This is a genomic window from Bradyrhizobium sp. HKCCYLRH3059, from assembly GCF_051168035.1.
Lineage (GTDB): Bacteria > Pseudomonadota > Alphaproteobacteria > Rhizobiales > Xanthobacteraceae > Bradyrhizobium.
Map to the genome: position 1 here is coordinate 192,339 of NZ_JBNPUF010000004.1, position 26,899 is coordinate 219,237.

Genomic DNA, 26,899 nt, shown 5'->3' on the forward strand with positions numbered 1-26,899 from the left:
CGCGCTGAACGACAAACACTCCAATGACAAAGAGCCTCGCAGCAGGCCTGTCACAACCGGGGAAACACCATGATACGTCTGTACGGCTCGATGCACTCGCGCGCGCATCGCTGCGCCTGGATGCTGAAGGAGCTCGCGCTCGACTTCGAGCACGTTCCGACCGGCTTCACCGACGGCAGCACCCACACGCCGGACTTCCTGAAGATCAATCCCAACGGACGCGTGCCCGCGTTCGTCTCCGACGAGATCCGCCTGTTCGAGTCGCTCGCGATCAACCTTCATTTGGCGCGCCGCTACCGCAGCGACCTTTCTCCGGCCACCCTGGAAGAAGACGCCCTCGTCACCCAGTGGAGCTTCTGGGTCGTGACCGAGATCGAGAAGCCCCTGCTTCTCGCCGCAGCCAATCGCGTCCTGTTCGATGCCGACAAGCGCGATGCCGACGAGCTCGGGATCGCGCTCACCAAGCTCGGCCGTCCGCTGGCGGTCCTCGATCGGCATCTCACCGAGAGGCCCTATCTCGTCAGCGGCCGCTTCACCGTGGCCGACCTGAATGTCGCCGCCGTCATGACGCTGGCCCGGCTCGGCACGCTCGACATGTCACCATGGCCCCATGTCGACCGCTGGCTCGATCGCTGCCTGGAACGGCCGGCCGCTGCGGACTGGAAGACGATCAGTTTCCGCGTTCCGCGGCCCGAGAACCCTCTCGGCATCCTCGCGATGTTCGTCTGAGGCACTATCGCAGATTGAATGAGGAACCGCACATCATGCTGATGCTCGCCGACGCAGTGATCATCATCGACGCCGCGCTGCGCGAAGCGCGTGCGAAGAACCTCGCGCCGCTCGCGGTCGCCGTGCTCGATCCAGGCGGACACCTGATCGCCTATCAGCGCGAGGACGGCGCCGGCATCGTCCGCTTCGACATCGCCTTCGGCAAGGCCTTCGGCTCGCTCGGCATGGGCTTCGGATCACGCGAGCTGAGCCGTCGCGCCGGCAACATGCCGACATTCTTCACGATGCTATCAGCCACGACCGGCGGCCGCCTCGTCGCCTCGCCCGGCGGCGTCCTGGTGCTCGGACCGGACAGGCAGGTGCTCGGCGCCGTCGGCATCTCCGGCGATCTCGGCGACAATGACGAAGCCTGCGCGATCGCCGGCATCGCCGCGGCGGGCTTTCGAACGGAAGAGCCGCACGGCGCGTGAACCGGTGAAGAACGGCCAACGGACCGCCGAAAAGGTCCACGCGGCTGATCATCGCTTGGCCGGGAGCACGAAGACGTGGCCGGCCCCACCGCGGGTGGGCGCCATCATTCGGCTGAAGGGGAGGACCACGCCCGGCAGCAACTCCCTCATCCGAATTCTCCCACGCGATTTTGCTATTTCTTTTTTACAGAAATCATGTATGATCCCCCCATCCTGCCCTCTCTGCGAGGGGCGTACGCGTCGTCACGGACGTTGGGGCGGGATGCGGTGGACGTGGGCTGCGATGCACGACGGGCATGGCGGCCGCGGACGATGAAGTCGCGTGGTCCTGGCGCCCCGATGCTGGCGCCAAGTTCGTGCCGGTGCAGATGCGCTGGCGCGGATGACGGGGGCAAGAAAGCCGGTCCCCGGGGAGATCGCGTATAAGTTGTTAAAACCATCGCGCAGGGAATGCCGGTTACGGCTTTGCCTGTGGTACCTGCCGCCTGCATTTTTTTCGCAGGCGGGCCATGGGTGAGGCCTTCACCCGGCATTCCCTGCACCCTCGCGTCGAGGGGGCGCTGCCGAAAACCCCGGGTGCACCGCGCCGCGGGAGCTCTTTCTGCACGCTGAATCACATACTTGCGCGCGAGAGCGAGCATTCCATACAAATTGCAACCTTTATGAGCAGTGCGTAGTCGTACGGTGCCTAGGTTTTACGCAACTTTTAAGGAGTCGGCGCCTTCTAGGCGGTGATCTGAAACTCTGCATCCAGTGTCCGCATGCAGGTGGGACAATTTGGAGTCATACCGTGCGCAAAAATCTGCCTGTCACCCACAACGAATACCCGATCACCGACGAGACGCTGATCGTCTCGCGCACCGATCTGAAGGGCAAGCTGACCTACTTCAACGACCAGTTCGTCGATGCCGCCGGCTTCACCCCCGACGAGCTGATGGGCCAGCCGCACAACATCATCCGCCACCCCGACATGCCGGAGGCCGCATTCGCCAATCTCTGGGACACGCTGAAGCAAGGCAAGCCGTGGGCCGGCGCCGTCAAGAACCGCCGCAAGAACGGTGACTTCTACTGGGTACTGGCGAGCGCATCCCCCATCCGCGAGAACGGCCGGATCACGGGCTACACCTCCATCCGCACCAAGCTGCCGGCCGAGCAGCGCGCCGAGGCCGAGAAGGTCTACGGGCTGTTGAATCAGAACAAGGCGCAGGGCTACGCGATCAGCGCGGGCGTCATCCGCCGCCGCTCGGTGTTCGACCGCCTGTCGCTCTTCACGGGTACGCTCAGGGCGCGCCTGACGACCTTGGCCGCGGTGCTGGGCGTATTCATGCTGATCATCGGCGCGGCCGGCCTGCTGTCGACCCGCTCCACCAACGTCGCCATGAAGTCGCTGTACGAGGATCGCACGATCCCGCTGGCGCAATTGCTCGAGATCAACGATCGCACCTTGCAGAACATGTCGTCGCAACAGTCTGCGGCGGCGAACGGCAAGGCCGGAAAACCGATCGACGGCATCAGGGCGCTGGTGGACGGAAACAGCGCCAGAATCACCAAGGTCTGGGCCGACTACATGGCGAGCTACCTGACGCCGGAGGAGAAGATCGTCGCCGATGCCTTCGCGATCAGGCGCAAGGCCTATCTGGAGGAAGGCATCAGGCCGGGATTGGCCCTGCTCGAGCAGGGCAAGTTCGACGAGGCGAGCCAGCATATCGCCACCAAGGGGCATGATCTGTTCGAGGCCGCCAAGCACGAGCTCGATAAGCTCGTTCAGATCCAGGTGAACGAAGGCAAGGCGCTCTACGAGGAGGCCGAGAGACAATATCTGGTGGTGCTCGCGATCATTTCTGTGATGATCCTGGCCGGTATCGGAATCGGCGCTACGTTCAGCCTGCAGAGCATCCGCGCGGTGCTGCGGCCGCTCAAGGTGCTCAACGACGCCATGCAGAACATCACCGCCGGCAAGCTCGACAACCGCATTCCGGTGGAGCGCGACGACGAGCTCGGCGAGGCGCTGCGCAACCTGCAGACCGTGCAGGCGATCGTCCGTTTCAACAGCGAGGAAGTGAAGGCCGTGCAGCACTCGGCCGAGGTCAAGCGCAAGGCCGGAATGAACAAGCTCGCCAGCGAATTCGAAAGCGCGATCGGCGGCATCGTGCAGACGGTGTCCTCGGCCTCGTCGCAGCTCGAGACGTCCGCCGGCACGCTGACCTCGACCGCGACGCGCTCGCAGGAGCTCGCCACCACCGTGGCCGCCGCGTCCGAGCAGGCCGCGACGAACGTGCAGTCGGTCGCCTCGGCCACTGAGGAACTGACCTCGTCGGTGACCGAGATCAGCCGCCAGGTGCAGGAATCGGCGCGCATCGCCAACGGCGCCGTCGATCAGGCGCGCACCACCAACGACCGCGTCAACGAGCTCTCGAAGGCAGCCGCGAGGATCGGCGACGTGGTCGAGCTGATCAACACCATCGCCGGCCAGACCAACCTGCTGGCGCTGAACGCCACCATCGAGGCGGCGCGCGCCGGCGATGCCGGCCGCGGCTTCGCCGTGGTCGCGTCCGAGGTCAAGGCGCTCGCCGAGCAGACCTCGAAGGCCACCGGTGAGATCGCCCAGCAGATCTCGGGCATCCAGGCAGCGACACAGGAATCGGTGTCGGCGATCCGCGAGATCAGCACGACGATCGAGCGGCTGTCGGAAATCTCCTCGACCATCGCCGCCGCCGTCGAGCAGCAGGGCGCGGCGACGCAGGAGATCTCGCGCAACATCCAGGAAGCGTCGCGCGGCACCACCGAGGTCAACACCAACATCGTCGACGTCCAGCGCGGCGCCTCGCAGACCGGCTCTGCTTCGGGCAACGTGCTGTCGGCGGCGCAGTCGCTGTCGCGGGAGAGCGACCGGCTGCGGCAGGAGGTCGACCGATTCCTCGGCAACGTGCGGGCGGCCTGAGCCGCCCCGCGCTCACCGCCCGGTCAGTCGGATCGGGCGGCCCTGACTGATGAAGGCGTAATGGCCGGCGCCGATGCCGCCGACCATCAGCGCCTCGACGACGGGCTCGGCGATCTCACCGGTCGCGGCCCAGTCGATGACGAAATTGGCGCCGGTGCCGCCGCGGGTGTCCTTGATGGGCACGAAGATCTCGACGGTCGCGAACGGCCTCAAGGCGACGGGCTCGCGCAGATGCGCCTCCACCAGCGTGCCGGCCGTATCGTAATAGTTGATGCGCCGGACGATCAGCGGCCGCTGCTCGGAGGCGTTGTGGATGCTCAGCGTCACCGAGAAATCGGCCTGGACCCGGCCCGGGGTCATCGCGACGCTGGAATAGACGGGGACATAGACGGCGCCCGTGACCGTGACGGGCTCCGCCGGAACGGGCGTCAGCGAGCTCGCGAAAGCGGTGGTCACGTCGTCGGCGGCCCGCGCCGCGCCGGCCGCAACAGCCGCGATGAGCAGCAGCGCGAATGCGCCGGTCCGGATGTGACAGATTGCGGGTTTCCTTGCGCGGCGGCGCGACATAAATTGCCGCCTTGGGGGTTGCTTCATGCATGAACTGATCGGCGACATCACGCTCTGCATCCTGTTTGCGTGGGTGCTTGGACTGGCGGCACATAGATGGCGCCAGCCCTCGATTCTCGCTTATCTGGTCGCGGGCTTCGCCATTGGCCCCTTCGGCACCGGCTGGGTCAAGTCCCAGGAGTCGATTTCGGTGATCTCCGAGCTCGGCCTGATCTTCATGCTGTTCATGATCGGGCTCGAGATCGACCTCAAGAAGATCATCCGTGCCGGCCCGGTGATTCTGATCGCCGGTGGGGTCCAACTGCTCGGGGGTGCCGCGCTCGGCATCCTGTTCTTCGTCGCGATCGGCATGCGGATGGGCGCCGAGAGCTACGACGCACTCTATCTCTGCGTCGCCTGCGCGCTGTCCTCGACCGTCATCATCGTCAAGGTGCTGTACGAGAAGCGCGAGCTCGACACCCTGCCCGGCCGCATCACGCTCGGCGTGCTCGTGCTGCAGGACGTGTTCGCGATCCTGTTCCTGGCGGTGCAGCCGAGCCTCGACGACCTCCATGTCAGCGTGATCCTGCTGTCGTTCGCCCGCGCCGGCACACTGGTCGCGATCGCCCTGCTCCTCAGCCGCTACGTCTTGCCGCCGGTGTTCCATCGCATCGCGCGTACTCCGGAGCTGATCCTGCTCGGCGCGCTGGCCTGGTGCTTCCTGATCGGCGAGATCGCTGAAAGGCTGCACCTGTCGCGCGAGATGGGCTCGCTGGTCGCGGGCGTCTCGCTGTCGACCTTCCCCTACGCGCTCGACGTCACCGCCAAGGTCACGACGTTGCGCGATTTCTTCATCACGCTGTTCTTCGTCGCGCTCGGCATGACGATCCCGATCCCGACGATGTCCGTGGTGGGGCTGGCGCTCGTGATCGCGCTGTTCACGGTGGCGAGCCGGCTGCTCACGACGTTCACGCCGCTCTACATGATGCGGCAGGGCCTGCGTGCCAGCCTGCTGCCGGCGCTCAACCTCGCCCAGATCAGCGAATTCTCGCTGGTGGTGATCCAGACCGGCGCCGCCGCCGGGCACCTCAAGAACGGCACGTCGAGCGCAGCGTCCTTTGCTTTCGTGCTGCTCGCCGTGCTCTCGACCTTCGTCATCGTACGCTCCGATCCGATCGCGCGGCGAAGTATCCCGCTGCTCAAGCGGATCGGTCTGCGCGACCTCGATGCAAGCAAGGATGGCGAGGCCGGACATGAGGGCGGACACGGCGCCGGACGGCCGATCGTTCTCCTCGGATTCTTCCGCACCGCCAGCGCCCTGCTCAGCGAGATCGAGCGCAACGAGCCGGCGCTGCTGGAGCAGATCGGCGTGGTCGATTTCAACCCCGTCGTCTTCCGAACCTTGTCCGATCGCGGCATCCAGGTGACCTATGGCGACATCAGCAACGTCGACACGCTGATTCATGCGGGGGTGGGCCAGGCCGAGCTGATCATCCTGAGCATCCCGGATTCGCTGCTCAAGGGTGCCAATAACGAAAAGCTGGTGCGCCATGTCCGCAGCATCAATGCAACGGCCAAGATCATCGCGACCGCCGACCTGCTCGCCGACGTCAACGACCTCTACGCTGCCGGCGCCGACTACGTGACCGTGCCGCGGCTCAGCGATGCGCAGGTGCTGCTCAACCTGATCCAGGACGTCAGCGCCGGGCTCCTCTCCGAGCGCCGCAGCCAGGCGGAGACGATGCTCGCCGACCGCCGCGAGGTGCTGCCATGAGCCTGGCACGCATCCATCTCCCACAGAACCTGCGATCCTGCTGGACTTGAATCATGGCAAACACGAGCGTTCACGTCGTCGATCACCCGCTGGTCCAGCACAAGCTCTCCTTGATGCGCGAGCGTGACCGCTCGACCAAGGGCTTCCGTGAGCTGTTGAACGAGATCGGCATGCTGCTGGCCTACGAGGTCACGCGCGACCTGCCGCTCGAGCTGGTCGACATCGAAACGCCGATCGCGCCGATGAAGGCGCCGAAGATCGCCGGCAAGAAGCTGACGCTTGCGCCAATCCTGCGCGCCGGCGTCGGCTTCCTCGACGGCATGCTGGCGCTGATGCCGTCCGCGCGCATCGCCCATATCGGACTCTACCGCGATCCCAACACGCTGCAGGCCATCGAGTATTACTTCAAGGCGCCGCAGGACCTGAGCGACCGCACGGTGATCCTGATGGACCCGATGCTCGCGACCGGCAACTCCGCCTGCGCGGCTGCCGAGCTGCTCAAGACGCGCGGCGCCCGCGACATCCGTTTCGTCTGCCTCCTGGCGGCACCGGAAGGCATCGCCAAGTTCGAGAAGGAGCATCCGGACATCCCGATCTGGACCGCGGCGATCGACGAGAAGCTGAATGACCACGCCTACATCGTGCCCGGTCTGGGCGATGCCGGCGATCGGATGTTCGGCACGAAGTGATCGTGCGCGTGCAGTTCAGCAGGACGGTCGCGGTGAAGGGCGAATGACGCTGAAGATGCGACCGTCGATCACCAGCAGCGCACTCCCGATCACCAGCGCGCCGCTGATCTCCCCCAACGAGATGCTTTCGCCGAGCACCAGCGACCCGAGCAGGATTGTCGTCAACGGGATCAACAACGTCACCAGCATCACGTTGGTCGCCCCGGAGCGGCGCAGGATTTGGAAGAACACGATATAGGCGAACGCCGTCGACAGCGCCGCAAGGCTTATGACCGCGACCCAGGTCTGCAGTCCGGGAAGCGGGAGACGCCAGGGCTGGTCGACGACAGCGGCGATGGCCAGCATCATCACGCTGGAAGCCGAGAGCTGGAAGGTGGCGGTTGCAAGCGGCGGCGAATGGGCAAGATGGCGGCGCACCAGCAGCGCGGCGATGCCGTAGCTGAGCGACGCGCCAAGACCGAACAGAATGCCGTAGCCGCCCGCCGAGCCGTCGAGCCCCGGTCCGCCCCGCAGCATCACGACCCCGACGAGGCCGACGACCAGACCCGCTGCCCGCCGGGCCGACAGCCTTTCCTCTCCCGCGGCGGCCATCACCACGATTGTGAACAGCGGCGTCGTCGCATTGAGGACAGCAGCAAGGCCGGAGGTGATGAACGTCTGGCCGATCACGATCAGGCAGAATGGCACGACATTGTTGAACAGCGCCACGGCAAGGAACGGCAGCCAGCCGACAATCCCCTTGGGAAAGCCGAGCCCGCGCAGTCGCGCCACCGGCAGCAGAATCGCCGCCGCCAGCACGATGCGCAGCAGCACCAGCGTCAGCGGGGGCAGTTCCTTCAAGGCGAGGCCGTTGAAGATGAACGATCCGCTCCACAGCAGCGAGAGCAGGCAGAGCAGCGACCAGTCCCGCGCGTCCATGCTCTCGATCTGGGATGTCATCGCCGCAAACCGCTGTTTCATCCGCGCGAGCCTTGCAGGCGAAGCCTCGCGCCGTCCACCCGCTTTCCGCTGGTGTGCCTACGGCATGGATCTCGGCCGCGACACCAGCTCGATCATGCGGCCTTCGTCCTCATCCGGCATCGCCGCCTTCGCCCGCGCATAAGCATCGACGGCTGCCTGGGCCATGATGGGACGCTCATCAAGTAGCTGCTCGGCGAGCTGCAGCGCATAGGCTGCATCCTTGTGACGGAGCGCCGCGGTGAAGCTTGCATCGGCGAAGTTGCGCGCGATCATGCGCGGCGCGTGGCGCAGAACCTGGGGGCTCGCCGCGACGCCGCTCTGGATCGCCTCCAACACGAGCTTCATGTCGAGGCCGGCCTGCTCGGCGATTGCGAGCCCCTCCGCAAGACCTGCGATCTGCATCGCGCCAAGCAGGTTGTTGATCAGCTTGTAGACTGTCCCGGCGCCCACGGGCCCGAAATGGCGAATGGTCGAGCCGATCGGCGCCAGATACGGCTGCGCGCGGTCGAGATCGGCAGCGTCGGCACCGACCAGCAAGGTCAGCTTGCCGCTCGCGGCCGCGTCGGGCAGCCCGGTCACCGGGCAGTCGAGATAGGTCACGCCGCGCGCATCCAGCTCGCGCGACAGACGCAGCGCATGGTCGCGCGATACGGTCGAGCATTCGATCGCGATCGTGCCGACCCGCATGGTGGCCGCGGCGCCATCCGGCCCGAGCCAAACCGCGCGCGAGGCGTCGTCATCAGCCACCATCGTCACGACCGCATCGGCATCGATTGCCGCATCAGCTGGCGAGGTCGACCAGCGCGCGCCGCGCGCGATCAGATCCTCCGCCTTCGCCCGGCTGCGATTCCAGACCGCCACGGAATAGCCTGCGTCGAGATAACGACCGGCCATACCATGGCCCATGCGCCCGAGCCCGATGAAGGCAACGCGCGCCACGCTCAATCGACGTCCTCGATCGCAGCGCCTGGCGTCGTGCCGAACGCGCGCTGCGCCAGCGTCGCCGCCATGAACTCGTCGAGATCGCCGTCGAGCACGCCGGCGGTGTCGGACGTCTGCACGCCCGTGCGCAGATCCTTCACCATCTGATACGGCTGCAGCACGTAGGAGCGGATCTGGTGGCCCCAACCGATCTCGGTCTTGGCCGCCTGGTCGGCCGCAGCTTTCTCCTCGCGCTTCTTCAGCTCGATCTCATAGAGGCGTGCGCGCAGCATGTCCCAGGCCTGGGCGCGATTCTTGTGCTGTGACCGGCCAGCCTGACAGACCACGGCAACGCCGGTTGGGATGTGCGTCAGCCGGACCGCCGATTCGGTCTTGTTGACGTGCTGGCCGCCGGCGCCACCGGACCGCATGGTGTCGACGCGGACATCGGACTCCTTGATGTCGATCTTGATGCTGTCGTCGATGACCGGGAAGATCTGCACCGAAGAGAACGAGGTGTGGCGGCGTGCATTCGAATCGAACGGAGAGATTCGGACCAAGCGATGCACGCCGGCTTCAGTCTTCAGCCAACCATAGGCATTATGCCCGGAGATCTGGATGGTCGCCGACTTGATGCCGGCCTCTTCGCCCAACGATTCTTCGAGATACTCGATCTTGAAACCGTGCTTCTCGGCCCATCGGGCGTACATGCGCAGCAGCATCTGCGCCCAGTCCTGGCTCTCGGTGCCGCCGGCGCCGGCATGGACCTCGAGATAGGTGTCGAACTTGTCGGCCTCGCCGGACAGGAGCGCCTCGAGCTCGCGCCGCGCGACCTCCTTCTTCAGCTCCTTCAGCGCATTCTCGGCTTCAGTGACGACACCGGGATCGTTCTCGGCCTCGCCAAGCTCGATCATCTCGATATTGTCGCTGAGCTCACGTTCGACCTTGCCAATGCCGGTGAGCGAATCCTCCAGCGAGGTCCGCTCCTGCATCAGCCGCTGAGCTTTTTGGGGGTCGTTCCAGAGATTGGGGTCTTCGGCGAGCTTGTTCAGCTCGGCCAGCCTTGCCGTCGATGTCTCGACGTCAAAGATGCCTCCTCAGCAGCCCGACCGACTGCTTGATCTCTTCTACGATTTTCTCGATTTCCGCGCGCATGTCGCTCTCTTCAGGCCACGGCTCGAAGCGCCGCAGCATCGTCTCTCACAGGGGATGTAACGGCGCTCGGCGCAAAGCGCAATCGCTCTGCACCGCACCGGCATCAGTTTCAGCCGACCCAATGCCTAATAGAGGCTTCCCGTGCCTGGACGGATGATGAAGCTGCCAGCATCAGGCTGGCCGCCGCTCTGCGACGGCATCACGCGTCCATCGGCGTCGGCGACACCGATGACCGAGTAGTTGTCCGGCGGCGCCGTACCAGGTTTGAACGCTTCCATGATCGTGCGGCCGCCGTCGCCAGGGCTCGCGCGCATGCCAGTCTTGGCATCGACACGGACCAGCTTGATGCCGGCCGGGATCTTGAAGGGCGTGGCCGGCTTGTCGGCCAGCGCGAGCTTCATGAAGTCTTTTGCGATCGGCGCGGCCAGATGACCGCCGGTCGCAGCATTACCCCTACCGAGCGGCCGGGGCTTGTCGTAACCCATGTAGATGGCGACGGCGAGGTCCGGCGAGAAGCCGACGAACCATGCGTCCTTGGCCTCGTTGGTGGTGCCGGTCTTGCCGGCGATCGGCTTGCCGACCTCCTTCAGCACGGTCGCCGTGCCCGCCTGCACCACGCCCTCGAGCATCGAGGTGATCTGGTAGGCCGTCATCGTATCCAGAACCTGCTCCCGGCGGTCGACCAGCTGCGGCTCGCTCTGGTTCTTCCAGCCGTCCGGTGCGTCGCAGCCGCGGCACTCGCGGGCATCATGCTTGAAGATGGTGTGGCCGTAGCGGTCCTGGATGCGGTCGATCAAGGTCGGCTTCACCCGACGGCCGCCATTGGCGATCATCGAATAGGCCGTGACCATGCGCATGGCCGTGGTTTCGCCGGCGCCGAGGGCGTAGGAGAGGTAATTCGGCAGCTCGTCATAGACTCCGAATCGCTTGGCGTATTCGGAAATCAGCGGCATGCCGACGTCCTGCGCGAGACGCACGGTCACCGTGTTCAGCGACAGACGCAGCGCGTTGCGCAAGGTCGTGGGCCCGAGATATTTGCCGTTCGAGAAGTTGTCGGGGCGCCAGACCTGCCCGCCCTGCCCCTGGTCGATCTCGATTGGTGCGTCGACGACCTGGGTCGACGGCGTATAGCCGTTGTCGAGCGCCGAAGAATAGACGATCGGCTTGAATGACGATCCGGGCTGCCGGTAGGCCTGCGTTGCGCGGTTGAACTGGCTCTGGTCGAAGGAGAAGCCGCCGACCATCGCGAGCACACGGCCGGTGTTCGGGTCCATGGCAACCATCGCGCCGGACACTTCGGGCAGTTGCTCGAGGCGATACTGGCCTTCGACCGGATTGCCTTCCTTGTACAGCGGATCGGCATAGATCACGTCGCCCGGCTGCAGCACCTGGGCGACCGACGTCGGCACCTTGCCACGGCCGTTGGCCGTCGCAGCCCGCGCCCATTTCACGCCGTCAAGCGTGATCAGGCCAGTCTGGCGTTCCTTGCTGACGGCGCCGCCGAGTTCGCGCGGCGGCTGGAAGCCGATGCGGGCGGACTGGTCACTGGTCTCGAGCACCACGGCCATCCGCCACGGTGAGATGTCCGAGAGCGATTTGATGTCGGCGAGCTTCACCCCCCAATCGCCCGAAGTATCGAGCTTGGAGACAGGCCCGCGATAGCCCTGCTCCTGGTCGTACCTCACGAGTCCGGCGACCATGGCCTTGCGCGCCATGACCTGAATCTTCGGATCGAGCGTCGTCCGGACGGACAGGCCGCCTTCGTAGAGCTTCTTCTCGCCATAGCGCTCGAAGATGTCGCGGCGAACTTCCTCGGCGAAATATTCACCCGCAAAGATGTGGGCGCCGGTGTTGCGGCTCGCGATCGTCAGCGGATCCTTGCGCGCCTTGTCGGCGTCGGCCTGCTTGATCCAGCCGTTCTCGAGCAGACGATCGACGACGTAGTTGCGGCGCTCGATGGCGCGGTCGCGATTCCGGATCGGATGCAGGCTGCCCGGCATCTTCGGCAGCGCGGCGAGATAGGACGCCTCCGCCACGGTGAGCTCGTTCACCGACTTGTCGAAATAGACCAGCGACGCCGCGGCGATGCCATAGGCGCCCGAGCCGAGATAGATCTCGTTGAGATAGAGCTCGAGAATCTTGTCCTTCGAGTAGGTGCGCTCGATGCGCATCGCCAGCAGCGCTTCCTTGATCTTGCGGGCGAACGACACCTCGTTGGTCAACAGGAAGTTCTTGGCGACCTGCTGGGTGATGGTGGAGGCGCCCTGCGGACGGCGATTCGAGCCGAAGTTCTGCGCGTAGACCACGGCGGCGCGCGCCATGCCGGTGAAATCGATGCCGCCATGCTCGTAGAAGTTCTTGTCCTCGGCGGCGAGGAAGGCGTTGATCACGAGCTTGGGAACCGCCTGGATCGGCAGGTACAGCCGGCGCTCCCGGGCATATTCACCGACCAGCGAGCCGTCGACCGCGTGCACGCGCGTCATCACCGGCGGCTCATAATCCTGCAACTGGGAGTAGTCAGGCAGGTCCTTGGAAAAATGCCAGATCAGGCCGGCCGCTGCTGCCACACCGACCAGGAACAAGACGGTACCGGCCGCGAACAGGAAGCCCAAAAACCGCACCAGAAAGCGCATCGGCGAATATCCGTTCCAACTCTTGTTTCGTCTCTCGGCTCGGACGCGGCGCACCCACAGGCGCTACCGCCAAAAATCACACGGTCGGCTGCAATGCCGCGTGACCCATGCCAGAGAAACGCATGGTCAAGCCTATCAGCGGTCAAGCCTATCACAAGTCTGCCGAGAAGGAATCCTCACTGATTCCGGGTGCCTCGCAGCACGTTTATACGGATGTTGCTGTGGCCAAACTAGGGCTTTGCACGGACCGCCGCCGGCTTGTCCGGCCTCTCGGGGCCCGCGTTGGCGATGCGCTTGGCCAGAAAGGCATCGATCGCCCGCGCCATTGCGTCCGCCGTGCGCGACCGCCACGCGTCGGAGACCAGGTTCCCCATATCGCCCTTGTTGGAGACATAGCCGAGTTCGACCAGCACGGATGGCACGTCGGGCGCCTTGAGCACGCGGAAACCGGCCGATTTCAGCGGGCGCTTATGCATATGCACCGCCGTCTTCATGTCGTTCATCAGCACACGGGCGAACCTGTTGGAAAACGTGCGGGTTTCCCGGCGGGCCAGATCGATCAGGATGTCGGCGACGTCAGCCGGCTCCTCGGTCAGATTGACCCCGCCGATCTGGTCGGCCCGGTTCTCGGCCTCGGCCAGCCGTTCCGCCTCGACGTCGGACGCCTTGTCCGACAGCGTATAGATGGTCGCGCCCTGCGCAGTGCCCTCACCTCGCGGCAGCGCATCGGCGTGGATGGAGACGAACAGAGCCGCCGACTGCTTCTGGGCGATGCGGACCCGGTCTCCAAGCGGGATGAAGGTGTCGTCGTCGCGAGTCATGATCACGCGGAACTTGCCCGACCGTTCCAGCCGGTCGCGCAGCGCCTGGCCGAAGGCGAGCACCAGATTCTTCTCCGGCACCTCGCCGCCCTGGGTGCCGTAGTCGATACCACCATGACCGGGGTCGATCACGACCACGGGCCGGGTGTCCGGCGGACCATCCGTCGGAGGGGGGGCGATGGCGACCGTCGTCGGCGGCGGCCGAACTGCCGGCGCAGGGTTTCCTGCGACCGCGACCGACGCCGTCGCGGACCCCGAATCGGCAGGCCTGGGCGCAAGACGGCTGTCGCTGCCGATGGCGCGGGCGAAGGTCGCCTCGTCGACCTCCTCCAGTTCGAGCACCAGCCGCGGCGGCTGACCGTTGGCGGCATCCAGCACCGTGGAGTTGGCGATTCGAGCCGGGCCGGTGAGATCGAAGACGATGCGGGACCCACCGGGCATCACCATCCCATAGCGGAACGCCTTCACCAAACCACGGCCGCTGGTCCCGGCTCCAGTGGGCAGATGAAAGCTGACCTGGGGCAGGTCGACGACGACGCGATAGGGTTCGCTGAGCAGGAAGGTTCGAAACGGCACCGTCCGGTCGAGATCGAGCACGAATCGGGTCTGTCGGGAATCGCCGGCGACCCGTGCGTCGGTGGCGATGGGGAACCCGGGCCCGACCACGGCAGGCGGCACCTGGCCGACCGGCCCGCTCTGGGCGCGGGCCGGAATGACCGCCGCACATAACATTTGCGTGACGCACAGCGACGCGCATCCCAGCAAGGAAAGGTAATTCGCCCGGCCAATTGCCAAATCGATGCCTCCGCGGGATCGTCTTACCGCAACCAATCCCAGGGGTTAACCGCCAAATTTTGTCATTTTCGTTAAAGGCCACCGATTGTTGCGGTTCCGCGACGCTTCGCTTGCGCGACCTGACCATTCCTCGTATGTACGAAGGGCTGAAGGCTAATCCTTACTGCCGGTTGTGTCGCGTTCAACCTCCGGTGAAACGCCGGAAGCTTCGTGATCGGGGTGCTCGATATCGGGTCCTCGGTCGTTGCGAAGAGTCCAGCGCCTTTCCGACGCTCCACCAAAGCCTGCGCGATCCCGCGCGGCCGCAACGGAGAGCCGGTCACGAGCCGAGTGGCGCCTGTCAGGGCGCCTCCTCGCAGAGACCGCCCGGGCACCAGGTCAGACACGGTATAGCCTGATACCGCACCCGTGACAGGGTGGGTATTCGATCCAGGCAAGCGTTTCGGCGCAATCTGGCCTTCGGCAACAGAGAAGGCGGCACCCGCTGCCGCCCACATATTCCAGACGGGCCGACGCTTGATGCGCCAGACTGAGTTGCCAACCATGACCAGCGGACGATCCGCGCCGATGCGGGGCCAGACCCCCGTCCGGCCAATCGCCCCGCCGGCATCAGGGTTGGCGCGGCGCGACCAGCTGCGTTTAGGCCTTCCCCTCACCCCCGAATCAGGTGGACCGTCGCGTCATCCGACAGCGCGCCACGCGCTCGCGGCCAATCGCGCCCGTCGCCTCCAAGAGTTCCAATATGCCCAACAAGATGTTGATCGATGCTACCCACCCGGAAGAGACCCGGGTCGTTGTCGTCCGCGGCAACCGCGTCGAGGAATTTGATTTCGAAACGGCCCAACGCAAGCAGCTCCGCGGCAACATCTACCTGGCCAAGGTTACCCGGGTCGAGCCCTCGCTGCAGGCCGCCTTCGTCGAGTATGGCGGCAACCGCCACGGCTTCCTGGCCTTCAGCGAAATCCATCCGGACTACTATCAGATCCCGGTCGCCGACCGGCAGGCTCTGATCGAGGCCGAGGAGCGCGCGCACCGCGAAGCCGAAGAGGAAAGCGAGAACCGCTCCAACCGCCGCCGCAACCGGCACCGCAGTTCACGGCGCCGCGGCAGCGGCGAACGGGTCCAGAGCGAGATCGTCGAGGTCGCCGAGGCGGGCCTCCCTGCCCCGACCGAAGGGCACGAGGCCGACCACGAGGCGCAAGACCACCACGCCTATGCGCAGGACGATCAGCCGCACGCCGACGCGACCGCTCCCAGCGAGGCGCAGGGCTTCTCCGAAGGCCCGGTCGAGGCTCAAGGTCGGGACGCCTCGGGCGAAGCTCGGCAGGGCGCAGCCGACGAATCGCGCGAGCATGCCGACCGTCAGCCTGATGCCGTTGCCGCGCAGGACCATGACGCTGCTACCGAGCAGCCCTCCGGCGAAGCTGCGGAGGCCGCGAGCGCGCAGACCGGCGGCTCGCACGCTGCCGAGGCGGCCAGCCCGGCTGTCGCGGCAGACGAGCATGACCATGAGCACCACGGTCACGACGAGCATCATGACGGCGAGCACGAACATGATGAGCACGAACATCACGAATACCACCATCATGAGCATGATCACGATGAGCACGACGACGATGACGTCGCTGCCGTGGGCGAACATGCTGATCACGGCGTCACCATCGTGCCCGGCGACGAGAACGGCTCCGACACCGCGTCCGGCGACCATGAGGACGACGAGGACGACGGCGAGGAGATCGAGGAAGAGCTCGTCGAATCCGTCGGCGGCGATGACGTGCTGGAGGAAGTGCCGGAGCGCACCTTCCGTCCGCGCCGGCAGTACAAGATCCAGGAAGTCATCAAGCGCCGCCAGGTGATGCTGGTGCAGGTCGTGAAGGAGGAGCGCGGCAACAAGGGCGCGGCGCTGACGACCTATCTGTCGCTGGCCGGCCGCTATGCCGTGCTGATGCCCAACACGGCGCGCGGTGGCGGCATCAGCCGCAAGATCACCTCGGCGCAGGACCGCTCGCGCCTGAAGGAAGTGGTGCAGGACCTCGACGTGCCCGAGGGCATGGGCGTGATCCTGCGCACCGCCGGCGCCAACCGCACCAAGCCCGAGATCAAGCGCGACTTCGAATATCTGCTGCGTCTCTGGGAAACGGTCCGCGACATGACCCTGAAGTCGCAGGCCCCGACCCTCGTGTATGAGGAAGGCTCGCTGATCAAGCGCTCGCTGCGCGACCTCTACAACAAGGAGATCGACGAGATCCTCGTGGCCGGCGAAGACGGCTACCGCGAGGCGCACGATTTCATGAAGATGCTGATGCCGACCAATGTCCGGGCGGTGAAGCAGTATCGCGACGGCCAGCCGCTGTTCTCCCGGATGGGCGTCGAGAGCCAGCTCGACGCGATGTTCTCGCCGACCGTGCAGCTGCGCTCAGGCGGCTATATCGTGCTCAACCAGACCGAGGCGCTGGTCTCGATCGACGTGAACTCCGGCCGCGCCACGCGCGAGCATCACATCGAGGACACAGCGCTCAAGACCAATATGGAGGCGGCCGAGGAAGTGGCGCGGCAGCTCCGTTTGCGCGACCTAGCCGGGCTGATCGTCATCGACTTCATCGACATGGACGAGAAGCGCAACAACCGCTCCGTGGAACGCAAGCTGTCGGACTGCCTGCGGCAGGATCGCGCGCGCATCCAGGTCGGCCGGATCTCGCATTTCGGCCTTCTGGAGATGTCGCGGCAGCGCATCCGGGCCAGCGTGCTCGAAAGCTCGACCGAGCCGTGCGCGCATTGCGGCGGCACCGGTCACGTGCGCTCGGTGTCCTCGGTGGCGCTGCAGCTGCTGCGCAGCCTCGAAGAGACGCTGATGAAGGGCGCGACCCACAATCTCGTGGTCCGCACCCGCACCGAGGTGGCGCTCTACGTGCTCAATCACAAGCGCGGCCATCTGCGTGACCTCGAGAACAGCTTCAAGGTCTCGCTCGCCGTCATCGCCGATCCGAGCGTGAGCGGCCAGCAATCCTTCATCATCGATCGGGGCGAGCAGGTGCACACGCTCGAGGCCGCCAAGGCGCTGCTCGCCGCGCAGGCCTCTGCCCCGCCGCTGGCGGCCGAGGAAATCTACGACGAGGAAGAACCGTTCGACATCGAGACGGAATCCGAGGTCGAGACCGAGGAGACCGAAGGCCTGTCCGAGGACGCAGCCGACGGCAGCGCAGCCGAAGGCGAGCGGGACGGCGCGCGCCGCAAGCGGCGACGGCGCCGGCGTGGCCGCGGCAGCGAGGCCCGCGAGGGCGCGCTCCCAGAAGGCACGGCCGGACTGCAGCCCGCCGAGCCGGGCTCTGCCGCCGAGCAGTCAGCCGAGGACGCCGACGGCGAAGACGACGAGTCGGAGGAACAGCCTGCGTTCGCACAAGGCGAGCAGACGGATCAGCCTGGCGGCGAGCGGCGTCCGCGCCGGCGTGGACGCCGCGGCGGTCGTCGTCGGCGCGGTGGCGCGGAAGAAGGTCTCGCCGCGTCGATCGGCGACGAGCTCGCGCCGGCTTCGGCATCGGAGGCAGAAGCCGCCGTGGCCGATTTCGACGGCAATGGCGCTTCCCACCACGACGAGGAAGAGCCGGCAGAACCTGCGGCGCCGGTCCATGCGTCGGCCGCAACCGAGGCAGATGAGTCCGTCGCTGGCGCCTCCGTGCCCATGCCACAGGCTGCTCCGGGACAGCCCGAAGTGCAGCAGACCGAGGCTCCGAAGACGGAATCCGAGAAGACCCCACGCCGTTCGACGGTTCGCGAGAAGGTCAGCTTCCTTACCGAGCCGAGGCCGGAGGGCGCGGTTTCAGCCGTCAACGTCGCCGAGAGCAGCGCACCCACTCCGGCTGTCGACGTCGCGGCGTCCGGACCGGTTGCCTCCGAGCCGGCGGCCACCGATTCCTCGTCCCCTGCGGCGCCGCGCCGGGCCGGCTGGTGGTCCCGCCGTTTCGGTGGCGGGCAGTAAACCCCCACTCTCCGACGCTTCAATGCAAAACGCCCGGCCAGATTGGCCGGGCGTTTTTCATATGGCGTTCTTCGTATGGCGATCGTTCTTGACCGTGACGACCGGAGGCCGCTCAGCCGGTCGTCACGGCCGTCTCGACATCCGACGGATCGATCTGCTGATTGAGCCGTCGCTGCAGGAGATCATGGTCGAGTTCGTCTTCGCGCCACGAGACGAACACGGCGGCGATGCCGTTGCCGATGATGTTGGTCAGTGCACGCGGCTCGCGCGCCCTAGCCTAACCAGCGCGCGATCCGGGCCACCGCCTCACGCATGTCCTCGGCCGAACGCGCATAGGAAAAGCGCACGAAGCTGCGGCCGTGGATCGGATCGAAGTCGACGCCCGGCGTGGCCGCCACATGGGTCTCCTCCAGCATCCGCTTGGCGAAGTCGTAACTGTCGGAGGTGAAGTCGGACACGTCGGCATAGAGGTAGAAGGCGCCGTCGGCCGGCAGGAACCGGGTCAGGCCGGCCCTCGGGAAACCCTCGATCAGGATGTGCCGGTTCTCCTGGTAACCGTGCTTGATGGCCTCCATTTCGGTTCGGCCGTCGAACGCCGCTTCCGCCGCGATCTGCGACAGGGTCGGAACCGAGATCGCGAGGTTCTGTTGCAGACGCTCGATCGGCCGCACCAGCGCATCTGGCACCACCATCCAGCCGATGCGCCAGCCCGTCATGCAGAAGTACTTCGAGAACGAGTTGATGATCAGGGCCTCGCGCGACAGCTCCGCCGCCGTCACCGCCGGAAACGCGTAGTCCAGACCGTGATAGATCTCGTCGGAGATGAAGCGGATGCCGGCGTCGCGTGCGGCTGCGATGACACCGCCCAGCGCCTCACGCGACATCATGGTGCCGGTCGGATTGGCGGGACTTGCCACCAGCACACCCTTCAGCGGCGTCTTGCGGTGCGCGGCGAGCAGCGCTTCGCCGGTCAGGGCGTGACGGTTCTCCGCCGTGGTCTCGATCAGCACCGGCTCGCAGCCCAGCGCCGTCAGGATATGGCGATAGGGCGGATAGCCCGGCACGGTCACGGCCACGCGGTCGCCGGGCTCGAACATGGCCAGGAACGCCAGGATGAATCCGGCCGAGGATCCCGTCGTGATCACGATCCGCGCCGGATCGACCTCGCAAGCGTGCGTCTCGCGATAGTGCCGCGCGATTCGCTGTCGCAGCGACAGCAGACCGAGCGCCGAGGTGTAGTCGATGCGGGCCTGATCGAGCGCGGCATGCGCGGCCGCAATGGCCGCTCGTGGCGCAGGCGCCGCCGGTTGGCCGACCTCCATGTGGATGACATGTCCACCGCCCGCCTCGATCCGCTCGGCCGCAGCCATCACGTCCATCACCATGAACGGCGGAACATTGCTGCGCGCGGACGGTGCCGTCAGGTCGGCGATCCGCTGTTCCAATGTCGGTATCACTGTCGCATCCACCATCGATATCTGCTATTGACCCCGGCTGTTCGGACCCGCTCCGTGAACCGGTCGGGGTCAGCCCATGGGCCTCGTTCGCCGCAGATGAGCCGCATTCCGCCGTTTGGTGGGCAATAGCCCGTCTCGCGCCTCGCGCCAATTGCAAAGATCGCCTGATGTCGCTCCGTATCGTGCTTCGCAAGAAACTGTCCGGCGGGCTTGCCGCGGTCGTCGCGGCGGCCGTGACGCTGGCGCCGCTCGCGCCTGCATCGGCGCAGCAAGGCAAGGGACCGCCGATCCTGCGCGACACCGAGACCGAGGTGCTGCTGCGTGAATATACCCGGCCGATCCTGCGCGTCGCCGGGCTCGAAAAGCAGAACATCCAGATGGTCATCATCAACGATGCGTCCTTCAACGCGTTCGTTGCCGACGGCCGCCGCATCTTCGTCAATTACGGCGCCATCCTGCAGTCGGAAAATCCGAACCAACTGATCGGCGTTCTCGCGCACGAGACCGGCCATCTCGCCGGCGGCCATCTCGCCAAGCTGCGCCAGCAGCTCGCCACCGCCCAGACCCAGATGATCATCGCCACCATTCTCGGCGCCGGCGCCCTCGCGGTCGGCGCGCGCGGCGGCGGCAGCGGCCTTGCCAATGCCGGCGCCGCGACGCTGTCGGCCCCGGGCGAGGTCATCCGCCGATCGCTGTTGTCGTATCAGCGTCAGCAGGAGGAGAACGCCGACCGTGCGGGGGTGAAATTCCTCACTGCGACAGCGCAATCGCCGAAGGGCATGTACGAGACGTTCAAGCGCTTCACCAATGAGAGCCTGTTCGCCGCGCGCGGCGCCGACCCCTATCTGCAATCACATCCGATGCCGGCCGATCGCGTCGAGGCGCTCGAGGGCCTCGCGCGCCAAAGCCCCTATTGGGACAAGAAGGACGACCCCGCATTGCAGCTCCGCCACGACATGGTCCGTGCCAAGATCTCGGCCTTCATGGAACGGCCGGACACGGTGGCACGGCGCTATCCATTGTCGGACACCGGCCTGCCCGCCCGCTACGCCAGGGCAATCTCCACCTACCTGCATGGCGACCTGCGCAGCGCCCTGAGCCAGATCGATGCCCTGATCCAGGTGCAACCCAACAACGCCTATTTCTACGAGGTCCGCGGCCAAGCCCTGCTGGAGGGCGGCCGCCCCACTGAGGCGATCGCTCCGCTGCGCAAGGCGGTGCACCTGTCCAATAACGCCCCGCTCATCGAGATGTTACTTGGTCAGGCCTTGGTGGCATCCGAGAACAAAGCCTACACTGACGAGGCGATCTCGATCTTGCGCGCGGCGGTCGCGCGCGAATCCGAGGCGCCGCTCGGCTATTCCCAGCTCGCGATGGCCTACGGTCGCAAGGGCGATTATGCGGAGGCGGATCTCGCCTCGGCGCAGGCCGCCTTCCTGCGTGGCGACAACAAGACGGCGCGCGAGCTTGCCTCGCGTGCAAAAACCCGCTTCGCGGTCGGCTCGCCGGGCTGGGTCAGGGCCGACGACATCGTCACGGCAAAGCCGCTTTCCGGCCAGTAGGTGTCGGACAGCGGAGTTGGCGCCCGCTGAAGTTTTGAACTACTGCTATCATCCGATCCAGAATATCAAAATACCGTCACGACCATCGACAAGGACCCGATCATTTGACCCAGAGGACCTCCTTCATGCCGTCAGTCCGCACGCTCATTCCCGCGATGTTGCTCGCGCTTTCGCTCTGCGGCGTGCCTCAGCTCGCGTCGGCGGAGAGCTTCTCCGACAGCCAGCGGGGCGAGATCGAGACCATCGTCCGAAACTACCTGATCGCGCATCCCGAGGTGCTCGAAGAGGCGATGGCCGAGCTGCAGAAGCGCCAGACGGCAGCCGAGGCGGCCAAGCACGAGGCCAGCGTCAGCAAGAACGCCGAGACCATTTTCAACTCGCCGCGCGGCGTCGTGCTCGGCAACAAGGATGGCGACGTCACCTTCGTCGAGTTCTTCGACTACAATTGCGGCTACTGCAAGCGCGCGATGGCCGACATGATGGAGCTGATGAAGAGCGACCCGAAGCTGAAGGTCGTGCTCAAGGAATTTCCCGTGCTGAGCCAGGGCTCCGTCGAGGCCGCGCAGGTCGCCGTCGCCGTTCGCATGCAGGCCCCGCAGAAATATCTCGACTTCCACCAGAAGCTGCTGGGCGGCCGCGGCCAGGCCGACAAGGCCCATGCGCTCGCGGTCGCCAAGGATCTCGGGCTCGACATGGCGCGCGTCGAGAAGGACATGGCGAGCCCCGAGGCCAAGGCGACGATCGAGGAAAACTTCAAGCTCGCCGAGGAGATGGGCATGAACGGGACGCCGAGCTACGTGATCGGCAAGCAGGTCGTGATCGGCGCCGTCGGCGTCGAGGGCCTGCGCGAGAAGATCAGCGCGGCCCGCTGCGGCAAGGCGAGCTGCTGAGCATCTCTGCCAAAGCGTCTCGCCATCACGGGATCAATCGAAGGCCGGCTGTCTCAGCCGGCCTTCTGCTTTTGCCGTGAGCCGGTGGCGAAGCGGCAGCCGGGTGGCGGCAGCGCCCTCGCCTATCCCTTCAGCTTCATGCCGAGCCGGGTTCGAAGTGCCTCGCGGATGTGCCCGCGTGCAATCGCCTCGGCCCGATCGGGATCGCGGATCGCGATCGCTTCGATCAGCTCACCATGCTCGGCCGCGGCAGTTGCCGCACGTCCTTCGGCCGCAAACGTCGTGGTTCCCAGCAGCGCTGTCGCGACATGCATGTCCTCGAGGGCGGCATCGAGGTAGCGGTTGCGCGCCGCGCGCTGGATCGCACCGTGCATCAGCCGGTTCAGCCGCGCTAGCTCGGCGGCGTCGTCCCCCCCGCTGACAAAGCGTGCATGAATGTCGCGGAGCGCCGCGATCTCGGCCGACACGGCATACTGCGCGGCGAGCCGGGCGGCGGCGCCTTCGAGAATTTCCCGCATCGCGTACAGCTCGAGGACTTCATTCTCGTCGAGACTGCGCACGATCAGGCCGCGTCCACCAGCCGGCTGCACCCACCCCTTGGCCACCAGCTTGCCGAAGGCCTCACGGACCGGCGTCCGGCTGACGTTCAGCTTCTGGGCGACCTCGTCCTCACGCAGCCGATCGCCGGAGCGATAGAAGCCGTTCTCCAGCGCATGGCACAGCGCACGAAATACCGCTTCGCCGAGAGAGACGTTGTCACGATCGATGGTGAGCGATGGCGCTTCCGAGGACATGGGGTCACCATTTCACAATCTCGTTGCGAACAACAGCCTATCTTGCATATTTTTGTATACAATAGCATACTAATTCTATGCCCACTGTAGCCTTTACTTCCGTACCATCCATCATCGCTTGGCCGACGGCTGACATGCCGATGGCGTTGCTGTGCGGACCAAAGCCGATCCAGGCCCCGCCGCCTTGCGTCCGCGAGGGCCTGCAATGACTGATCAGAGCGATCTCGCCGACCATCCCCTGACCTACGACGTCGTCGTGGTCGGCGGCGGCAACGCAGCCCTCTGCGCCGCCATTGCGGCACGGCGCGCCGGGGCCTCGGTCATCGTGCTGGAGGCCGCCTCCAAGTTCTATCGCGGTGGCAATACGCGCCACACCCGCAACATGCGCTGCGCCCATGACGCGGCGACCGCGACGTTGAGCGGCCCCTACACCGAGGACGAGTTCTGGGACGATCTCCTGCGCGTCACCGAAGGCCAGACCAACGAACAACTGGCCCGCCTGATGATCCGCGAGTCCAAGGACATGCTCGACTGGATCGTCGCACAGGGCGTGCGTTTCCAGCCGTCGCTCGGCGGGACGCTGAGCTTAGGGCGGACCAACTCGTTCTTCCTGGGCGGCGGCCGGGCCATGCTCAATGCGTTGTATCTCACCGCCGAGCGGCTCGGCGTCGACGTGCTGTATGAGGCGGAGGTCGTCGGGCTCGACATCGATGAGACCCGTTTCGACGCTGCGATCATCCGACAGCGTGACGCCAGGACGCGAATCTGCGGCAAGGCGCTGGTTGCGGCAGCGGGCGGCTTCGAAGCCAACATCGACAGGCTGGTCGAGGGCTGGGGCGAGATCGCGCGCAACTTCCTGATCCGCGGCACGCCCAACAATCGCGGTACGGTGCTCGACATGCTGCTCGGCGCCGGCGTCGACAGCATTGGCGATCCGACCCAGTGCCACGCAGTGGCGATCGATGCGCGCGCCCCCAAATATGACGGCGGCATCATCACGCGGCTCGACTGCGTCGTGTTCGGCATCGTCGTCAACAACAACGCTGAGCGATTCTACGACGAAGGCGAGGACGTCTGGCCGAAGCGCTACGCGATCTGGGGACGCTTGGTTGCCGCTCAGCCGGACCAGATCGCCTACATCATCTTCGACGCGAAATCGGCGAACCTGTTCATGCCGTCGCTCTACCCCGCGATCGAGGCGGCCAGCATCACCGAGCTCGCCGGCAGGCTCGGCCTCGATCCGGACAAGCTGACCGCCACCGTCGCGCATTTCAACGCATCGGTGCGCGACGGACAATTCAATCCCGACATCCTCGACGATTGCCGCACCGAGAACCTGACGCCGCCGAAATCGCATTGGGCGCGCCGCATCGATAGCGGCCCCTACTACGCCTATCCGGTTCGGCCCGGCATTACCTTCACCTATCTCGGCGTGCGGGTCGATCACGCCGCAAAGATGATGATGAAGTCCGGCGGTCCCGCCGACAACATGTACGCCGCAGGCGAGATCATGGCCGGCAACGTGCTCGGCCGCGGCTATGCCGCAGGAATCGGCATGACGATCGGCAGCGTGTTCGGGCGTATCGCCGGCCAGGGAGCAGCGACACATGCAGCGCAGTGAAGCGTTGACCGAGGCGGATCGGCTGATGACGATCTGCAATTCCTGCCGCTATTGCGAGGGACTCTGCGCCGTGTTTCCGGCAATGGAGATGCGCCGCGCCTTCACCGGCGGCGACCTCAACTATCTCGCCAATCTCTGCCATGCCTGCGGGGCCTGCTACGTCGACTGCCAGTTCTCCCCCCCGCACGAGTTCGACGTTCGCGTCCCCTCCGTTCTGGCCCGGGTGCGGCACGAGAGCTATGCCGACTATGCCTGGCCGCACGCGCTGGCGCCGCTGTTCAGGCGCAATGGTCTCGCGGTGTCGCTCATCGCGGTGGTCAGCATGGCCGCGTTCATCGTCGGCATCGTGGCCTTCAACGATCCCGCCGCGGTGTTTGCAAGCCGGCACGGCCCCGGCTCGTTCTACGCGCTCATGCCCCACAACGCGATGGCGCTGTTGTTCGGCGCCGCCTTCCTGTGGGCCATCATCGCCTTCATCATGGGCGCTCGGGCGTTCTGGAATGATATCGGCGAGCCGAGCTCGACCTTGACGCGCCCACGTCCACTGCTGCGCGCCGTTCGCGACGCAGCCAGCCTGCGCTATCTCGATGGCGGCGGCGTCGGCTGCTACAACGAGGACGAGCGGCCACGCGACACCCGGCGGTTCTATCACCATCTGACGTTCTGGGGCTTCATGCTCTGCGTCGCATCGACCAGCGTCGCGACGCTCTATCACTATCTTCTGCACCGTGAGGCGCCCTATCCGTTGTGGGACCTGCCGGTCGTGCTCGGCACGCTGGGCGGATTGGGCATCGTGGTCGGTCCGCTCGGACTCTACACCGCCAAGCGCAGGCGTGAGCCTGCGATGATGGATGCGGGCAGTCGCGCCATGGACGTCGCGTTCCTGGCGATGCTCGTCCTTACCGGCGCAACCGGGCTCGCCCTCCTCTTGCTACGCGAGACCAGCACGATGGGCCTGCTGCTCGCGCTCCATCTCGGTGCGGTGTTCGCGCTCTTCATCACGATGCCCTACGGCAAGTTCGTGCACGGCCTCTATCGATTCTTGGCGCTCGTCCGCTACGCGCGCGAACGTCACGGCGCGTAGCTCATGCGAGGTCGCCGGCGACACGCAACGGATCACTGTTGTCGTCATGCAGCATTCATGACCCTGAGCATCCGTTCATAAAGTTGCGATCTGCGACATTTTTCCGGAACGATCAGCGACGCACGGAACGACTCCTACCTCCTGCCGTTGTCGGCGCGGGCAGTGCAAATACGAGGAGGATAGAGGATGACCAATCGCTTGATGGTATCAGTTGCTGCAATCGCGCTCCTGGCGGGTGCAGGTTTTGCTCATGCGCAAGGTACCGGCGGTGCGGGCGGCGCAGCTGGACAGTCCGGCGGCGCAGCCATGCAGGGCGGTGCGACCGGTGGTGCTGCCGGCGGAGCATCGAGCGGTGGCATGAACGCGCCCGGCGGCGCGATGCATCGCGACAGCGGCTCGCCTGCGTCCGACATGCGCTCCAGTCAGTCCGAGCAGAAGCCCGGTGCGACCAAGGGCCAGCGCGCCGAGGAAGGCATGAAGGGTCCGAATGCCAAGGGCGCGACCTCCGAGACCGACAAGGCCGGCTCCAAGAACATGAAGGCCGAGGGTCGCGACAGCAAGAGCGGCACCAGCACGAACGCTGAAACCAAGACCGGCAGCGACCGGTCGCAGACCACCACCGGACAGGCCGGCGCCGGCGCCAAGCTCTCGACCGAGCAGCGCACCAAGATCACCAGCGTGATCCGCAGCCAGCGCGTCGAGCCGGTGACCAACGTGAACTTCAATATCTCGGTCGGCACCCGGGTGCCGCGCGACGTTCACTTCCACCGGCTCCCGGCGGAAGTCGTGACGATCTATCCGGAATGGCGCGGATACGACTTCATCCTGGTTCGTGAGCAGATCATCGTGATCGATCCCCGCACCTACGAGATCGTCGCAGTTCTCGACGCCTGATCCCGACCAGGCAGGCGATGAGGACATGGGGCGGGCAGCAATGCCCGCCCCATTCTATTGCGCAAAGAGCACGTAAGGGCGATCACACGCAGCCCGTGCAGCCGGGTGGACAAACCTGGTTAACCACTTAAGACGGTTTTTTCGTCTGACGGACCAAGCCTCGGGCAGCCGGCCCGGCTGCCGAAAG

At 65.7% G+C, this 26,899-nt stretch carries 18 protein-coding genes and 2 pseudogenes; 11 read left to right on the forward strand and 9 right to left on the reverse strand.

Annotated features, from left to right (window positions below; translation table 11 throughout):
* Positions 1–69 precede the first annotated feature (69 nt).
* The 3 genes from ACQR13_RS14735 (at position 70) to ACQR13_RS14745 (ending at position 4,140) form a co-directional block, all read left to right on the forward strand.
* Positions 70–729, forward strand: coding sequence for a glutathione S-transferase family protein (locus ACQR13_RS14735; RefSeq protein WP_315751685.1), 660 nt, complete (start codon positions 70–72; stop codon positions 727–729).
* Positions 730–764: 35 nt separating this feature from the next.
* A complete protein-coding gene (locus ACQR13_RS14740; RefSeq protein WP_316186933.1) occupies positions 765–1,199 on the forward strand; it encodes a GlcG/HbpS family heme-binding protein in 435 nt (144 codons plus the stop codon).
* Positions 1,200–1,989: 790 nt separating this feature from the next.
* Positions 1,990–4,140, forward strand: coding sequence for a methyl-accepting chemotaxis protein (locus tag ACQR13_RS14745; protein ID WP_316186932.1), 2,151 nt, complete (start codon positions 1,990–1,992; stop codon positions 4,138–4,140).
* A 12-nt stretch (positions 4,141–4,152) separates the two neighbouring features.
* On the opposite strand, the gene ACQR13_RS14750 is transcribed toward ACQR13_RS14745, so the two are convergent.
* Entirely contained in the window at positions 4,153–4,707 is a 555-nt protein-coding gene (locus ACQR13_RS14750) for a DUF3124 domain-containing protein (RefSeq protein ID WP_315712178.1), read from the reverse strand.
* Positions 4,708–4,732: 25 nt separating this feature from the next.
* Here ACQR13_RS14750 and ACQR13_RS14755 point away from each other — a divergent pair, with 25 nt between their 5' ends.
* Entirely contained in the window at positions 4,733–6,460 is a 1,728-nt protein-coding gene (locus tag ACQR13_RS14755) for a cation:proton antiporter (RefSeq protein WP_315712180.1), read from the forward strand.
* Positions 6,461–6,513: 53 nt separating this feature from the next.
* Positions 6,514–7,149 (forward strand): uracil phosphoribosyltransferase, encoded by a 636-nt coding sequence (gene upp / locus ACQR13_RS14760; RefSeq protein ID WP_315751689.1) that lies wholly within the window; start codon positions 6,514–6,516, stop codon positions 7,147–7,149.
* 15 nt (positions 7,150–7,164) lie between these two features.
* Here upp and ACQR13_RS14765 read toward each other — a convergent pair whose 3' ends face one another.
* The 5 genes and pseudogenes from ACQR13_RS14765 to ACQR13_RS14785 form a co-directional block, all read right to left on the reverse strand.
* Positions 7,165–8,088 carry a DMT family transporter gene (locus ACQR13_RS14765; protein WP_316202049.1) on the reverse strand — a complete coding sequence of 308 codons (924 nt, stop codon included), beginning with the start codon at positions 8,086–8,088 and terminating at the stop codon, positions 7,165–7,167.
* Between the two features lie 78 nt (positions 8,089–8,166).
* A pseudogene (locus ACQR13_RS14770) lies at positions 8,167–9,072 on the reverse strand (NAD(P)-dependent oxidoreductase); the annotation flags it as partial.
* A protein-coding gene (prfB, locus tag ACQR13_RS14775) for a peptide chain release factor 2 (protein WP_315712184.1) occupies positions 9,051–10,185 on the reverse strand; the annotation gives its coding sequence in 2 pieces (ribosomal slippage) (positions 9,051–10,115 and positions 10,117–10,185; 1,134 coding nt in all). The gene prfB and the pseudogene ACQR13_RS14770, both read right to left, overlap by 22 nt.
* Before the next feature lie 125 nt (positions 10,186–10,310).
* Positions 10,311–12,818, reverse strand: coding sequence for a penicillin-binding protein 1A (locus tag ACQR13_RS14780; RefSeq protein ID WP_315712186.1), 2,508 nt, complete (start codon positions 12,816–12,818; stop codon positions 10,311–10,313).
* 230 nt (positions 12,819–13,048) lie between these two features.
* The gene (locus ACQR13_RS14785) at positions 13,049–14,371 is read right to left on the reverse strand and encodes an N-acetylmuramoyl-L-alanine amidase (protein WP_315751757.1); all 1,323 of its coding nucleotides are present in this window, start codon (positions 14,369–14,371) and stop codon (positions 13,049–13,051) included.
* Positions 14,372–15,176: 805 nt separating this feature from the next.
* On the opposite strand from ACQR13_RS14785, the gene ACQR13_RS14790 reads away from it, so the two are divergent.
* Positions 15,177–18,410: an Rne/Rng family ribonuclease gene (locus ACQR13_RS14790; RefSeq protein ID WP_409998649.1), complete on the forward strand. Its 3,234-nt coding sequence runs from the start codon at positions 15,177–15,179 to the stop codon at positions 18,408–18,410.
* A gap of 112 nt (positions 18,411–18,522) precedes the next feature.
* On the opposite strand, the pseudogene ACQR13_RS14795 reads toward ACQR13_RS14790, so the two are convergent.
* Both ACQR13_RS14795 and ACQR13_RS14800 read right to left on the reverse strand, forming a co-directional pair.
* Positions 18,523–18,675 (reverse strand): annotated as a pseudogene (locus tag ACQR13_RS14795) (dicarboxylate/amino acid:cation symporter); the annotation flags it as partial.
* A gap of 7 nt (positions 18,676–18,682) precedes the next feature.
* Positions 18,683–19,882: a pyridoxal phosphate-dependent aminotransferase gene (locus ACQR13_RS14800; protein ID WP_315751693.1), complete on the reverse strand. Its 1,200-nt coding sequence runs from the start codon at positions 19,880–19,882 to the stop codon at positions 18,683–18,685.
* Positions 19,883–20,034: 152 nt separating this feature from the next.
* Here ACQR13_RS14800 and ACQR13_RS14805 point away from each other — a divergent pair, with 152 nt between their 5' ends.
* Together ACQR13_RS14805 and ACQR13_RS14810 are read left to right on the forward strand one after the other, a co-directional pair.
* A complete protein-coding gene (locus tag ACQR13_RS14805; RefSeq protein ID WP_316191228.1) occupies positions 20,035–21,429 on the forward strand; it encodes a M48 family metalloprotease in 1,395 nt (464 codons plus the stop codon).
* Positions 21,430–21,554: 125 nt separating this feature from the next.
* Positions 21,555–22,319 carry a DsbA family protein gene (locus ACQR13_RS14810; protein ID WP_315712195.1) on the forward strand — a complete coding sequence of 255 codons (765 nt, stop codon included), beginning with the start codon at positions 21,555–21,557 and terminating at the stop codon, positions 22,317–22,319.
* 122 nt (positions 22,320–22,441) lie between these two features.
* Here ACQR13_RS14810 and ACQR13_RS14815 read toward each other — a convergent pair whose 3' ends face one another.
* The gene (locus ACQR13_RS14815; RefSeq protein WP_315712636.1) at positions 22,442–23,113 is read right to left on the reverse strand and encodes a GntR family transcriptional regulator; all 672 of its coding nucleotides are present in this window, start codon (positions 23,111–23,113) and stop codon (positions 22,442–22,444) included.
* A 205-nt stretch (positions 23,114–23,318) separates the two neighbouring features.
* Here ACQR13_RS14815 and tcuA point away from each other — a divergent pair, with 205 nt between their 5' ends.
* The 3 genes from tcuA to ACQR13_RS14830 all read left to right on the forward strand — a co-directional run bounded on the left by tcuA (position 23,319) and on the right by ACQR13_RS14830 (position 26,712).
* A complete protein-coding gene (gene tcuA, locus ACQR13_RS14820) occupies positions 23,319–24,734 on the forward strand; it encodes an FAD-dependent tricarballylate dehydrogenase TcuA (RefSeq protein WP_316173741.1) in 1,416 nt (471 codons plus the stop codon).
* Entirely contained in the window at positions 24,721–25,818 is a 1,098-nt protein-coding gene (tcuB, locus tag ACQR13_RS14825; protein ID WP_434862933.1) for a tricarballylate utilization 4Fe-4S protein TcuB, read from the forward strand. Before tcuA ends, tcuB begins: the two co-directional genes overlap by 14 nt.
* 186 nt (positions 25,819–26,004) lie before the next feature.
* A complete protein-coding gene (locus ACQR13_RS14830; RefSeq protein ID WP_315826861.1) occupies positions 26,005–26,712 on the forward strand; it encodes a DUF1236 domain-containing protein in 708 nt (235 codons plus the stop codon).
* Positions 26,713–26,899: the final 187 nt, after the last annotated feature.